This is a genomic window from Streptomyces pratensis (assembly GCF_016804005.1).
Classification (GTDB): Bacteria; Actinomycetota; Actinomycetes; order Streptomycetales; family Streptomycetaceae; genus Streptomyces; species Streptomyces pratensis_A.
This window is the reverse complement of sequence record NZ_CP051486.1, coordinates 1392144-1404633: the sequence shown is the minus strand read 5'-3', so window position 1 is coordinate 1404633 and position 12490 is coordinate 1392144. Positions and strand designations below refer to the sequence as shown.

Sequence of the window (12490 nt, the reverse complement as noted above, 5' to 3'; positions counted from 1 at the left end):
GGCGGTTGCCGCCGTGTCGTCTCAGTCCCCCAGTAACTCGAGCATCTCGACCGAACAAGAAGCAGGCTCCGGGTCCAACCCGGCCGCCGCTTTCGGCCCCAATGAGTGGCTCGTCGACGAGATCTACCAGCAGTACCTCCAGGATCCCAATTCGGTCGACCGTGCCTGGTGGGACTTCTTCGCCGACTACAAGCCGGGCACGTCCGGCACGGCGGACAAGCCCGTCCCCGCACCCGCGGGAGCGGTGACACCGGCTCCGGCCACCACCGCCGCGAACAACACCGCTCCGGCGCAGGCCCCGGCCTCGCCCCCCGCGGCACCCGCCAAGCCCGCCGCCGCCGCTCCGGCAGCTCCGGCAGCTCCGGCAGCTCCGGCGAAGGCTGCTGCCGCCCCCGCGAAGGCCGCGCCCGCGAAGGCGGCCCCGGCACCCGCGAAGGCGGACGCCTCCACCGAGGCCCCCGCCGGCCCGGAGTACGTGACGCTGCGCGGCCCGTCGGCCGCCGTCGCGAAGAACATGAACGCCTCGCTCGAGCTGCCGACGGCCACGTCGGTCCGCGCCGTGCCGGTGAAGCTGCTCTTCGACAACCGCATCGTCATCAACAACCACCTGAAGCGGGCCCGCGGCGGGAAGATCTCCTTCACGCACCTCATCGGGTACGCGATGGTGCAGGCCCTCAAGGCCATGCCGTCGATGAACTACTCCTTCGCGGTGAAGGACGGCAAGCCGACCCTGGTCAAGCCGGAGCACGTCAACCTCGGCCTCGCCATCGACCTGGTGAAGCCGAACGGCGACCGCCAGCTCGTCGTCGCGGCCATCAAGAAGGCCGAGACGCTCAACTTCTTCGAGTTCTGGCAGGCCTACGAGGACATCGTCCGCCGTGCCCGCGTCGGCAAGCTCGGCATGGACGACTTCTCCGGTGTCACGGCCTCGCTGACCAACCCCGGCGGCATCGGCACCGTGCACTCGGTGCCCCGCCTGATGCCCGGACAGGGCCTCATCATGGGCGTCGGCGCGATGGACTACCCGGCCGAGTTCCAGGGCACCTCGCAGGACACCCTGAACAAGCTGGGCATCTCGAAGGTCATGACCCTGACCTCGACGTACGACCACCGGGTCATCCAGGGTGCCGCGTCCGGCGAGTTCCTCCGTGTCCTGGCCCAGCTGCTGCTCGGCGAGAACGACTTCTACGACGAGATCTTCAAGGCGCTGCGCATCCCCTACGAGCCGGTCCGCTGGCTCAAGGACATCGACGCCTCGCACGACGACGACGTCACCAAGGCCGCGCGGGTCTTCGAGCTGATCCACTCCTACCGGGTCCGCGGCCACGTCATGGCCGACACCGACCCGCTGGAGTACCGCCAGCGCAAGCACCCCGACCTGGACATCACCGAGCACGGCCTCACCCTGTGGGACCTGGAGCGGGACTTCGCGGTCGGCGGTTTCGCCGGCAAGACGATGATGAAGCTCCGCGACATCCTCGGCGTCCTGCGTGAGTCGTACTGCCGCACCACCGGCATCGAGTTCATGCACATCCAGGAGCCGAAGGAGCGCAAGTGGCTCCAGGACCGGGTGGAGCGCCCGCGCCCCGCTCCGGAGCGCGAGGAGCAGCTGCGGATCCTGCGCCGCCTCAACGCCGCCGAGGCGTTCGAGACGTTCCTGCAGACCAAGTACGTCGGTCAGAAGCGCTTCTCCCTGGAGGGCGGCGAGTCCGTCATCCCGCTGCTCGACGCGGTCATCGACTCCGCCGCCGAGGCCCGCCTGGACGAGGTCGTCATCGGCATGGCCCACCGCGGCCGTCTGAACGTCCTGGCGAACATCGTCGGCAAGTCGTACGCGCAGATCTTCCGGGAGTTCGAGGGCAACCTCGACCCGCGGTCGATGCACGGCTCCGGCGACGTCAAGTACCACCTGGGCGCCGAGGGCACCTTCACCGGCCTGGACGGCGAGCAGATCAAGGTCTCGCTGGCCGCCAACCCCTCGCACCTCGAGGCCGTCGACCCGGTCCTGGAGGGCATCGCCCGCGCCAAGCAGGACATCATCAACAAGGGCGGCACGGACTTCACGGTCCTGCCCGTCGCGCTCCACGGCGACGCGGCCTTCGCGGGCCAGGGCGTCGTCGCCGAGACGCTCAACATGTCGCAGCTGCGCGGCTACCGCACCGGCGGCACCGTGCACGTGGTGATCAACAACCAGGTCGGCTTCACCGCCGCCCCGGAGTCCTCACGCTCCTCGATGTACGCCACCGACGTGGCGCGCATGATCGAGGCGCCGATCATCCACGTCAACGGCGACGACCCGGAGGCAGTGGTCCGCGTCGCGCGGCTCGCCTTCGAGTACCGGCAGACGTTCAACAAGGACGTCGTGATCGACCTCATCTGCTACCGCCGCCGCGGTCACAACGAGGGTGACAACCCGGAGTTCACCAACCCGCAGATGTACACCCTGATCGACAAGAAGCGCTCGGTGCGCAAGCTCTACACCGAGTCCCTGATCGGTCGCGGCGACATCACGCTGGAGGAGGCCGAGCAGGCCCTCCAGGACTTCCAGGGCCAGTTGGAGAAGGTCTTCGCGGAGGTCCGCGAGGCCACCTCGGCACCGTCCCAGCCGCATGTCCCGGACGTGCAGGCGGAGTTCCCGGTCTCGGTGGGCACCGCGGTCTCCTCGGAGGTCGTGAAGCTGATCGCCGAGTCGCAGGTGAACATCCCCGACGACATCACGGTGCACCCGCGCCTGATGCCCCAGATGCAGCGCCGCGCCGCCTCGGTGGAGAACGGCACGATCGACTGGGGCATGGGCGAGACCCTGGCCATCGGCTCGCTGCTCATGGAGGGCACCCCGGTCCGGCTCGCCGGCCAGGACACCCGCCGCGGCACCTTCGGCCAGCGCCACGCGGTCCTCGTCGACCAGAAGACCGGCGAGGACTACACCCCGCTGCTCTACCTCTCCGACGACCAGGCCCGTTACAACGTCTACGACTCGCTCCTCAGCGAGTACGCGGCGATGGGCTTCGAGTACGGCTACTCGCTGGCCCGCCCGGAGTCCCTGGTCATCTGGGAGGCCCAGTTCGGCGACTTCGTCAACGGCGCCCAGACCGTCGTGGACGAGTTCATCTCCTCGGCCGAGCAGAAGTGGGGCCAGACGTCCGGCGTCACCCTGCTGCTCCCGCACGGCTACGAGGGCCAGGGACCGGACCACTCGTCCGCCCGCCCGGAGCGTTTCCTGCAGATGTGCGCGCAGGACAACATGACGGTCGCGATGCCGACCCTCCCGTCGAACTACTTCCACCTCCTGCGGTGGCAGGTGCACAACCCGCACCACAAGCCGCTGATCGTCTTCACCCCGAAGTCGATGCTCCGCCTCAAGGCGGCCGCGTCGAAGGTCGAGGAGTTCACCACCGGCGGCTTCCGCCCGGTGATCGGCGACGAGACGGTCAAGGCCGAAGCGGTCCGCAAGGTCGTCTTCGTGTCCGGCAAGCTCTACTACGACCTGGACGCCGAGCGCGAGAAGCGTGGCGACACGGAGACGGCGATCATCCGGCTGGAGCGTCTGTACCCGCTGCCGGGTGCGGAGATCCAGGCCGAGATCGCCAAGTACCCGAACGCCGAGAAGTACCTCTGGGCCCAGGAGGAGCCGGCGAACCAGGGTGCGTGGCCGTTCATCGCGCTCAACCTGATCGACCACCTGGACCTCGCCGTCGGCGCCGATGTGCCGCACGGTGAGCGCCTGCGCCGCATCTCGCGTCCGCACGGCTCGTCCCCGGCGGTCGGCTCGGCCAAGCGTCACCAGGCCGAGCAGGCCCAGCTGGTCGCCGAGGTCTTCGAGGCCTGATCAGCGGCTGTGTGCCACCGGAGAGCCCGGCCCCGCGAGATTCTCGCGGGGCCGGGCTCTCCGGCTTTCCGCCGTCGCTATTCTGGTCGTATGTACTTCACGGACCGTGGCATCGAGGAACTGGAGAAGCGACGCGGCGAGGAGGAGGTCACCTTCGAGTGGCTCGCCGAGCAGCTCCGTACGTTCGTCGACCTCAACCCCGACTTCGAGGTTCCCGTCGAGCGCCTGGCGACCTGGCTGGCCCGGCTGGACGACGAGGACGAGGACGAGTAGTCACCGTCCGGGGCTCGGACGAGGACGGGCAGCCACCACCCGGCGCTCGTACGGGATCGGACAGCCACCACCCGGCGCTCGTACAGGAACGGGCAGCCACCACCCGGCGCTCGTACAGGAACGGGCAGCCACCACCCGGCGCTCGTACAGGAACGGGCAGTCACCGCCCGGCGTTTCCTCCGCCCGTGCCCCTCAAGCGGTCGTACGCGAATCCCAGCAGGCCCTGCACCAGGAGGACCAGGCCTGCGGCGATCCAGCCCCCACTGCGCCGTCTGGCACCCCACAGGGCCAGCGGCACTCCCGCCACGACCTGCGCCGCTGCCACCGCGCGGGCCCTGGGACCGAGCACCCACGGACCGAGGCTGCCGCTCTCGACGGCGTCGAGTTCCACCCGCACGGCATCTCGCCAGCCCGCCCATTCGATCTGTTCCGCTTCCGGATGGATCCCTGCGACCGAGCGGAGCCTGTCGGCGGGCTCGCCCGGCGAGAGGCCGGGCGGCAGGTCCACACCGGCCCGTGCGAGCACGGCGAGGAGTCCGCGCAGCCGGGCATCGGCATCCGCCTCCGGGTCCGCCCGGGTGAGCGCCTCCAGCGCCTGCACGTCCATGACCGGGTCGAGTCCCAGGCGGGCCGCGGACGTCCGCATGGCTTCCTCCTCCGCCGCCGGGGTGCCGTCGGCGAGCCAGATGTAGCCGACCGGGCGGCGGAAGCCCGAGGCGAGCGTGTAGCCTGCCCGGTCACCGTCCCACCACAGGGCGAGCACCGGCCAGGCGGAACCCACCGCGAGGGCGGCGGCCCAGCCGCCGACGACGCGGTCGACGGGCTCGGCGCCTGCTTCGGCCGGCCTGCCTCCGTGGTTCTCGTGGCCGTCCTTCCGCCAGGGCTTCCCCTCGGGGACGAGCACGCTCCAGCCGTCCCCGGCGGGCACGAGCAGCATGCGCTCCTGCAGCAGCCGGGCAACGGGCCGTACGGTCACAGGGTCGGCCCGGCAGAGAAGCAGGGCGCCTACGGATGTCGCGGTCATGACCCACACGCTAGGGCACTTTGCCCACTCGTGAACCATTTGCGGCGCTCATCCCACCCTCCGGCGAGCACCCTTTCGATTACTCCTTGACTTCCGTGATCCGCGATATATCGTGTTCTCAAGAAGACGCGATATGTTGCGTCGTGCCACCCAGCGGGAGGTCAGATCCATGCCTGAGTCGACGTGGACCGTCGCCGAGCCGGAGAAGCTCACCTTCGACGACCCTGTGACAGCACTCAACGTGCGCATCGTCGACGGCGCGATCAATGTCGTCGGTACCGACGAACCGACAGCCCGGCTGGAGGTGTCCGCGATCGACGGGCCGCCGCTGATCGTGACATCGGAAGGCGGCACTCTGACCGTCGCGTACGAGGATCTGCCGTGGCAGGGCCTCCTCACCTGGCTCGACCGCAGGAGTCCGCGCCGCAGCGCCACGGTCTCGCTCGCCGTACCGGCCGGCGCGACCGTGGAGGTGGGCGTGATCGGTGCCGAGGCGGTCGTCTCCGGTATTCATGGACGCACGGAGCTCCGGGGTATCTCCGGCGACAGCACCCTGGTGGGCCTGTCCGGTGTCGTCCGGGCCGAGACCGTGTCCGGCAGCCTGGAGGCCCAGACCGTCACCGGCGACCTCCGCTTCCAGTCCGTGTCCGGCGATCTGACGGTCGTGGAGGGCGCCGGCACCTCGGTCCGCGCGGAGTCCGTCACCGGCCACATGGTGCTGGATCTCGACTCCTCACCGAAGCCGACGGACATCAGGCTGACCTCGGTGTCCGGCGAGATCGCCATCCGGCTGCCCCACCCGGCGGACGCGAAGGTCGAGGCGAACACCGCGAGCGGCACCGTCTCCAACGCCTTCGAGGACCTCCGCGTAGGCGGCCAGTGGGGTGCGAAGAAGATCACCGGCACACTGGGCGCGGGGACGGGAAAGCTGAAGGCGACCACCGTCTCGGGCTCGATCGCCCTGTTGCGCCGCCCACCCGCCCAGGACAACGCGCATGACTCCGAGCCGACCGGAAAGGTGCTCTGACATGGCCCCCGTATTCGCCCACGGCCGTCTGCGCCTGTACCTCCTCAAGCTCCTGGACGAAGCCCCTCGCCACGGTTACGAGGTGATCCGGCTCCTGGAGGAACGCTTCCAGGGGCTGTACGCGCCCTCGGCGGGCACCGTGTACCCGCGGCTCGCCAAACTGGAGGCCGAGGGCCTGGTCACACACGCCACCGAAGGCGGCCGCAAGGTCTACTCCATCACCGACGCCGGGCGGGCCGAGCTGGCCGGCCGCAGTGGTGAACTGGCCGATCTGGAGCTGGAGATCCGCGACTCCGTCTCCGAGCTGGCCGCCGAGATCCGCGACGACGTCCGAGGTGCGGCGGGCCAGCTCCGCAGCGAGATGCGCGCGGCGGCCTCCGAGAGCCGACACACCTCCGGCGGCGGCCGGAGCGGGTGGGACCCCGGCCTCGGGGACAACGAGGCGTGGCGCACCGCGAAGGAGGAGTTGCGCAAGGCCAAGCAGGAGTGGAAGGAACAGGCCCGCAGGGCGAAGGACGAGTCCCGAAAGGCCCGCGAGGACGCGGATCAGGCCCGCCGTCAGGCCCAGGAGGCGCACGAGAAGGCGCGCGAGCAGATGCAGAATGCCGCGCGTCAGGTGCAGGAACACTTCGCGAGGGGCGACTGGCCCGCGGGTGTGCGGGACGGGCTGGCCGAGATCACCGGCCAGCTGGGCAGCTTCGCGAGAACCGGCACCTGGCCCTCGTACAGCCGGCCGGCACCCGGGGAACCGGACGTCGAGTGGGCTGCCGACGCCACGACCACGGGTGATCCGGCCCGCGACCTCGACCGCCTGCTGGACCGCTTCCGTGACGACATCCGTGACTCGGCCCGCGACCGCGGCGTCACCGAGGCCCAGCTCTCGGAGGCCCGCCGCCACCTCGCCACAGCCGCGATACACATCGACGCGGCTCTGCGCGGGAAGGCCGACGACACGATGGGCGGCTCCGGCACGTCCTGACCGAGGTCGTCGCCCGGCCGGAACACCTCCGGTCGGGCGGACACCCCATGCCGGGCGGACACCCCAGGCCGGGCAGACATCCCGGGCCGGCCAGCGACGCCCCGTCAGCTCGCCTGGGCCCGGCCCTGCCCCGCGTCCCCGTACAGCGCATGCTCCACGGTCGAGTAGGTCGCACCGTGCTCGGCAAGGACATCGGCCACGACGCCAGGGCAGGCGGTCAGAGCGAGCAGCAGGTGCTCCTCGCCGATGAAGCGGTCGCGCCTGCCGAGCGCGATGCGCAGGGACTTCTCCAGGATGCCCTTGGCGCCGCCCGTGAAGGGGCGGTGTCCCGACCACCATCGGCGGTTACCGCGATCGCCCGCCAGAACTCCTTCACCGTGGGCCCCTTCGACCCGGGCCACGATCTCGGTGACGTCGATACCGATGCCGGCGAGCGCCTCGGTGTCGGCCTTGGTGAGCCCTCCGCGGCGGCGGGCCTCACCGAACGCCGCCTCCACCGAGGCGCGACGGTCGGTGAGTCCGAGGGCGGCGACGGCGAAGGACGCCCTGCTGCCCTCCTGGTCAAGCAAGGAGAGCAGCAGGTGCTCCTCGGTGACCGAGTCCGCTCCCGCACTCTCGGCGTGGGTCACCGCGCCGGTCACGGCGGCCCGGGCCCCCTTGGTGAATCGCTCGAACATCAATGCCTCCCGTACTTCTTGTGCACGGCCTGCCTGCTGACACCCAGCTCGGCAGCGATTTCCTGCCACGACCAACCCTGGACGCGGGCGCTTCTCACCTGGACGGCTTCGAGTTGCTCGAGCAGCCGCCGCAGTGCGGCGACGGCACGCAGCCCGACGCGCGGGTCATGGTCACCGGCGCGTGCGGCGAGATCCGTTGCTTCGGTCATGATGTCAACTTACGTTGACACCCGACCCCTGTCAACCATCGTTGACATCATCGGTGGCGAGGCGTGCGTGACGCTCCACGTCGTATCTGGTGTCCCCGTAGCGGAGCTTCTTCCGCTCGATGCCCTCCACGGCGAATCCGGCCCGCAGGGCCACGGCGCAGGAGGCGGGGTTGTTCGTCCTGTGTCCCAGCTCCAGGCGGTGGAGCCCCAGGCTGTCGAAGGCCCAGCGAGCCAGCGCCCGAACGCCTGCGGCGGCGACGCCGGTCCCGCGGGCCGCTTCGGTGGTCCAGTACGAGACCCAGCCGGTGTTGTGGACGTGGTCGACCGCGGTCACGGCCACGGATCCGAGCGCGGCGCCTTCGCGGACGACGGCCCACGTGTATCCACTGCCGGCCGTCCGCTCACCCTCCCGGCACGCGATCCATTCCAGCGCCTCGGCGGTGGTCGCGACGGGCCTGCTTGTCTGCCGCGCCATCTCGGGAGGCGCGAAGGCGCGAAGCACCGCCGGAGCGTCGTCGGTCCGCCAGGGCCGCAGCAGCAGCCCTTCCGCCGTCGGCAGCTCAGTGGCCGCCCACCGTTCCGCGGCCGGGCTCACGAGGTGGTGAGCACGATCTTCCCGAAAAGGTCTCCGGCGGCGAGCCGCTCGAAGCCCTCGCGCGCCCGGTCCAGCGGCAGCGTCCCGTCGATGACGGGCCGCACGCCTGTGGCCGCGCAGAACGACAGCAGGTCCTCCAGTTCGTCCTTGGAGCCCATGGTGGAGCCGACGATCTTGAGTTCCAGGAAGAAGACCCGGGTCAGCTCTGCGTGAGAGGGCCGGTCACCGCTGGTGGCACCCGAGATGACCAGGGTGCCGCCGGGCCGGAGCGACTTGACCGAGTGGGACCAGGTCGCCGCTCCTACGGTCTCGATCACAGCATCGACGCGCCGGGGCAGCCGTGCGCCGGGCTCGTAGGCCTCGACGGCCCCCAGCTCGACGGCCCGCTCGCGCTTCGCCTCGTCACGGCTGGTGGCGAACATCCGGAGCCCGGCGGCCTTGCCGAGCACGATCGCGGCGGTGGCCACACCGCCGCCGGCCCCCTGCACGAGAACGGAGTCGCCCGGCCGGACGCCGGCGTTGGTGAACAGCATCCGATACGCCGTCAGCCACGCGGTAGGCAGGCAGGCGGCCTGCTCGAAGGTGAGTTCCTTCGGCTTCGGCAGCACGTTCCAGCTGGGCACCGTGACCTGCTCGGCGAAGGTGCCCTGGTAGCGCTCGGTGAGGATGGAGCGCGGCTCGTCCGGACCCACGCCGTGTCCTGTCTGCCCGATCACGGAGTGCAGGACGACTTCGTTCCCGTCCTGGTCGATGCCTGCGGCGTCACAGCCGAGGATCATGGGGAGCTTGTCCTCTGCTAGGCCCACACCACGCAGGGACCAGAGGTCGTGATGGTTGAGCGATGCGGCCCGGACCCGGACGGTGGTCCACCCGGGCCGCGGCTCGGGCGCCGGGCGTTCGCCCAGCTCGAGTCCGTCGAGGGGGCGGTCACGGTCGATGCGGGCTGCGTAGGCGGCGAACATGGCCACGACGATAGGCCGTGACGCGCCGTGACGTAACCGTTCGATGGTGTGACACACGCCCCAGCTCGTGCGCACCGGAGGAAGGCGGCCGGATACGGTGTCCCCGGCCGCAGAAAAAAGGCGGGGCGGGGTCGGCGCCGTGTTCGGCACACGGCCCGGACCCCGCCCCTCCCGGCATCAGCGCCGCGCGACACCCTCCGCACGGGCGGCCGCCGCCACCGCGGCGGTGACGGCGGGAGCGACCCGCTCGTCGAACGGCGACGGGATCACGTACTCCGCGGCCAGCTCGTCGCCGACGACGTCCGCCAGCGCGTTCGCCGCGGCGATCTTCATGCCCTCGGTGATCCGCGAGGCCCTCACCTGGAGCGCCCCCGCGAAGATGCCGGGGAACGCCAGCACGTTGTTGATCTGGTTCGGGTAGTCCGAACGCCCGGTCGCCACCACGGCCGCGTACTTGTGCGCGACGTCGGGGTGGACCTCGGGGTTCGGGTTGGCCATGGCGAACACGAACGCACCGGGCGCCATCGACGCCACGGCCGGCTCGGGAACAGTGCCGCCGGAGACTCCGATGAAGACGTCGGCGCCGGCCAGCGCCGTCTCCAGGGAGCCGGTGATGCCGGCCCGGTTCGTGAGTTCCGCCAGCTCGCGCTTGACGTCCGTGAGGTCCTCACGGTCGCCGCTGACGATGCCCTTGCGGTCGGCGACGGCGACGTCGCCGATGCCGGCCTCCAGCAGGAACTTCGCGATGGCCACACCGGCGGCACCGGCGCCCGAGATGACGGCGCGCAGATCACCGAGCGTCCGGCCGGACAGCTTCGCCGCGTTGCGCAGGGCCGCGAGCGTCACCACGGCGGTGCCGTGCTGGTCGTCGTGGAAGACCGGGATGTCGAGGCGCTCCTGGAGCTTGCGCTCGATCTCGAAGCACCGGGGCGCCGAGATGTCCTCCAGGTTCACGCCGCCGAAGGACGGCGCGAGGCGCACCACGGTGTCGACGATCTCGTCCGCGTCGGTCGTGGCGAGCGCGATCGGCACGGCGTCGACGCCGCCGAACTGCTTGAAGAGAATTGCCTTGCCCTCCATGACCGGGAGGGAGGCCTCGGGACCGATGTCCCCCAGGCCGAGGACGGCGGTGCCGTCCGTCACGACGGCCACGACCTGCGACTTCCAGGTGTAGTCGTGGACGAGCTCCGGATTGTCGGCGATGGCGCTGCACACCTTGGCCACGCCGGGCGTGTACGCGAGGGACAGGTCGTCCTTGTCGCGGATCGGCACGGTGGCCGTCACGGCCATCTTCCCTCCACGGTGGAGGGCGAAGGCCGGGTCGAAGGGCTCGTCCGCACTGCTGGGTCCCGCCGCATCGGCGCTGCCGTGCGTCTTGCTGTCGCTGCGAGGATTGACGATCTCCGCTGCCATTGTGTTGACCCCTTAAGTCTTCATCAGTTGAGGGTGGCCACTCCTGGTTGAGGAGGGGTGGGCGGGCACCGCGTAGGTTCCCGGCACTGAGCGGTTGGACCGCTCCGGCAGGGGAGGCACATACGCGCGGGCGCGCCGCACACGCGCCCTGGGCCCCGGATGAGGGGTGTAAAGGTCTTTCTTACCGGACGGACCGGGCCTCTTACGAGTCGGTATCGACTCGGTGACATGACTCATAGCCGAATATCTGGACAAGTCCACTAAGGGCTACAAAGGCCGTCCGTAGGTCGAGACGCACCGGAGATTCTCCGGAGGAGCACGCACTTTCCAGCAGATGGTCCGGCCTTGCGGTACCGGCCCGTTGAGCTTCGGGGGTCGCCCGTTACCCGATTTTGACATGCCCGGCCCCCTGTTTGGGTTAGTCCGAATGGCAAGATGCCCTAATCACACGAGGTGGCGACACTCGAAGGTGCGTGCGTGCCCACCTGACCAGCATTCCCTCACCGCCGGAGGATTCCGATCATGACCGCAAGCACCCTCTGTCGTACGACCGCGAAGTCCCGGATTGCCGCGGTCTGCGCAGTCGCGGTCGCCGGCACTCTGCTGCTGACCGCCTGCGGCGACCAGACCGACAGCGGTTCCACGAAGGCCGAGGACGACACGGCCGGGAACAGTGCCCCGCTCTTCGGCAAGCTTCCGGAGAAGTACCAGAAGTCCGGTGTCATCAAGGTCGGCACGAATGCCGAGTACGCCCCGATGGAGTCCGTCGAGAACGGCAAGATCGTCGGCGTCGACCCCGACCTCGCGGAAGCCCTGAGCAAGCAGCTGGGCGTGAAGTTCGAATTCACCTCGGGCTCGTTCGACGGTCTGATCACCGCCCTGAACACCGGCCGTCACGACATCGCGATGTCGTCCATCACGGACAACAAGCAGCGCCAGGAAGGCCTGGACGACAGCGGCAAGAAGCTCGGAAAGGGCGTCGACTTCGTCGACTACTTCCTGGCCGGTACCGCCGTCTACACCAAGAAGGGCAACCCCGAGGGCATCAAGTCCATCGAGGACCTGTGCGGCAAGGTCGCCGCCGTCCAGCGCGGCACCACCTACGAGGAAGCCCTGAAGAAGCAGTCCAAGGCCTGCACGGACGGCGGCGAGAAGGCCGTCAAGATCGAGTCCTTCGAGAACGACACCGAGGCCCAGACCCGCGTGAAGTCGGGCGGCGCCGTCGCCGGTGTCAACGACTACCCGGTCGCGGTCGACCTGGCCCGCAAGGCCGGCGGCGGCAAGGACTTCGAGGTCGTCGGCGAGCAGGTCGACGCCGGTCCGTTCGGCATCGCCGTGAACAAGGACAACACCGAGCTGCGTGACGCCCTCAAGGAGGCCGTGGACGCGATCATCGCCGACGGCTCCTACAAGAAGGTGCTCGACAAGTGGGGTGCCGGCACCGGCGCGATCGACAAGGCCGCCATCAACGGCGGCAAGTGACCGGCGCACCACCGAAGGGC

Annotated in this window: 11 protein-coding genes; 5 read left to right on the top strand and 6 right to left on the bottom strand. The window is 69.8% G+C overall.

Going from position 1 to position 12490, the window contains the following annotated elements:
- Nucleotides 1-13: 13 nt before the first annotated feature.
- Both HED23_RS06330 and HED23_RS06325 read left to right on the top strand, forming a co-directional pair.
- On the top strand, nucleotides 14-3829 hold the full coding sequence (locus tag HED23_RS06330; RefSeq protein ID WP_203182430.1) for a multifunctional oxoglutarate decarboxylase/oxoglutarate dehydrogenase thiamine pyrophosphate-binding subunit/dihydrolipoyllysine-residue succinyltransferase subunit: 3816 nt from the start codon (nucleotides 14-16) through the stop codon (nucleotides 3827-3829).
- 90 nt (nucleotides 3830-3919) lie between these two features.
- A complete protein-coding gene (locus HED23_RS06325; protein ID WP_003961784.1) occupies nucleotides 3920-4102 on the top strand; it encodes a DUF6104 family protein in 183 nt (60 codons plus the stop codon).
- A gap of 160 nt (nucleotides 4103-4262) precedes the next feature.
- Here HED23_RS06325 and HED23_RS06320 read toward each other — a convergent pair whose 3' ends face one another.
- The gene (locus HED23_RS06320) at nucleotides 4263-5126 is read right to left on the bottom strand and encodes a hypothetical protein (RefSeq protein WP_203182429.1); all 864 of its coding nucleotides are present in this window, start codon (nucleotides 5124-5126) and stop codon (nucleotides 4263-4265) included.
- Between the two features lie 169 nt (nucleotides 5127-5295).
- Here HED23_RS06320 and HED23_RS06315 point away from each other — a divergent pair, with 169 nt between their 5' ends.
- A complete protein-coding gene (locus HED23_RS06315; protein ID WP_203182428.1) occupies nucleotides 5296-6153 on the top strand; it encodes a DUF4097 family beta strand repeat-containing protein in 858 nt (285 codons plus the stop codon).
- A gap of 1 nt (nucleotide 6154) precedes the next feature.
- Nucleotides 6155-7132, top strand: a complete 978-nt coding sequence (locus HED23_RS06310) for a PadR family transcriptional regulator (protein ID WP_203182427.1) — start codon at nucleotides 6155-6157, stop codon at nucleotides 7130-7132.
- 104 nt (nucleotides 7133-7236) lie between these two features.
- Here HED23_RS06310 and HED23_RS06305 read toward each other — a convergent pair whose 3' ends face one another.
- From HED23_RS06305 to HED23_RS06285, 5 genes are all read right to left on the bottom strand, one after another.
- Nucleotides 7237-7809: a Clp protease N-terminal domain-containing protein gene (locus tag HED23_RS06305; protein ID WP_203182426.1), complete on the bottom strand. Its 573-nt coding sequence runs from the start codon at nucleotides 7807-7809 to the stop codon at nucleotides 7237-7239.
- Nucleotides 7809-8018: a sigma factor-like helix-turn-helix DNA-binding protein gene (locus HED23_RS06300; protein ID WP_033298277.1), complete on the bottom strand. Its 210-nt coding sequence runs from the start codon at nucleotides 8016-8018 to the stop codon at nucleotides 7809-7811. The genes HED23_RS06305 and HED23_RS06300 overlap by 1 nt, the downstream gene beginning before the upstream one ends.
- 31 nt (nucleotides 8019-8049) lie before the next feature.
- Complete coding sequence (locus tag HED23_RS06295) at nucleotides 8050-8613, bottom strand: GNAT family N-acetyltransferase (protein WP_203182425.1); 564 nt, start codon at nucleotides 8611-8613, stop codon at nucleotides 8050-8052.
- Nucleotides 8610-9575, bottom strand: coding sequence for a zinc-binding dehydrogenase (locus tag HED23_RS06290; RefSeq protein WP_203182424.1), 966 nt, complete (start codon nucleotides 9573-9575; stop codon nucleotides 8610-8612). Before HED23_RS06290 ends, HED23_RS06295 begins: the two co-directional genes overlap by 4 nt.
- A 177-nt stretch (nucleotides 9576-9752) precedes the next feature.
- The gene (locus HED23_RS06285) at nucleotides 9753-10988 is read right to left on the bottom strand and encodes an NAD(P)-dependent malic enzyme (RefSeq protein ID WP_203182423.1); all 1236 of its coding nucleotides are present in this window, start codon (nucleotides 10986-10988) and stop codon (nucleotides 9753-9755) included.
- 522 nt (nucleotides 10989-11510) lie between these two features.
- Between HED23_RS06285 and HED23_RS06280 the strand changes: the two genes are divergently transcribed.
- On the top strand, nucleotides 11511-12470 hold the full coding sequence (locus HED23_RS06280; protein WP_203182422.1) for an ABC transporter substrate-binding protein: 960 nt from the start codon (nucleotides 11511-11513) through the stop codon (nucleotides 12468-12470).
- Nucleotides 12471-12490: the final 20 nt, after the last annotated feature.

Coding starts and splice junctions, on each gene's coding strand:
- HED23_RS06325 (WP_003961784.1), top strand. CDS start 3,920: ATGTACTTCACGGACCGTGGCATCGAGGAACTGGAGAAGCGACGCGGC.
- HED23_RS06320 (WP_203182429.1), bottom strand. CDS start 5,126: ATGACCGCGACATCCGTAGGCGCCCTGCTTCTCTGCCGGGCCGACCCT.
- HED23_RS06315 (WP_203182428.1), top strand. CDS start 5,296: ATGCCTGAGTCGACGTGGACCGTCGCCGAGCCGGAGAAGCTCACCTTC.
- HED23_RS06310 (WP_203182427.1), top strand. CDS start 6,155: ATGGCCCCCGTATTCGCCCACGGCCGTCTGCGCCTGTACCTCCTCAAG.
- HED23_RS06305 (WP_203182426.1), bottom strand. CDS start 7,809: ATGTTCGAGCGATTCACCAAGGGGGCCCGGGCCGCCGTGACCGGCGCG.
- HED23_RS06300 (WP_033298277.1), bottom strand. CDS start 8,018: ATGACCGAAGCAACGGATCTCGCCGCACGCGCCGGTGACCATGACCCG.
- HED23_RS06290 (WP_203182424.1), bottom strand. CDS start 9,575: ATGTTCGCCGCCTACGCAGCCCGCATCGACCGTGACCGCCCCCTCGAC.
- HED23_RS06285 (WP_203182423.1), bottom strand. CDS start 10,988: ATGGCAGCGGAGATCGTCAATCCTCGCAGCGACAGCAAGACGCACGGC.
- HED23_RS06280 (WP_203182422.1), top strand. CDS start 11,511: ATGACCGCAAGCACCCTCTGTCGTACGACCGCGAAGTCCCGGATTGCC.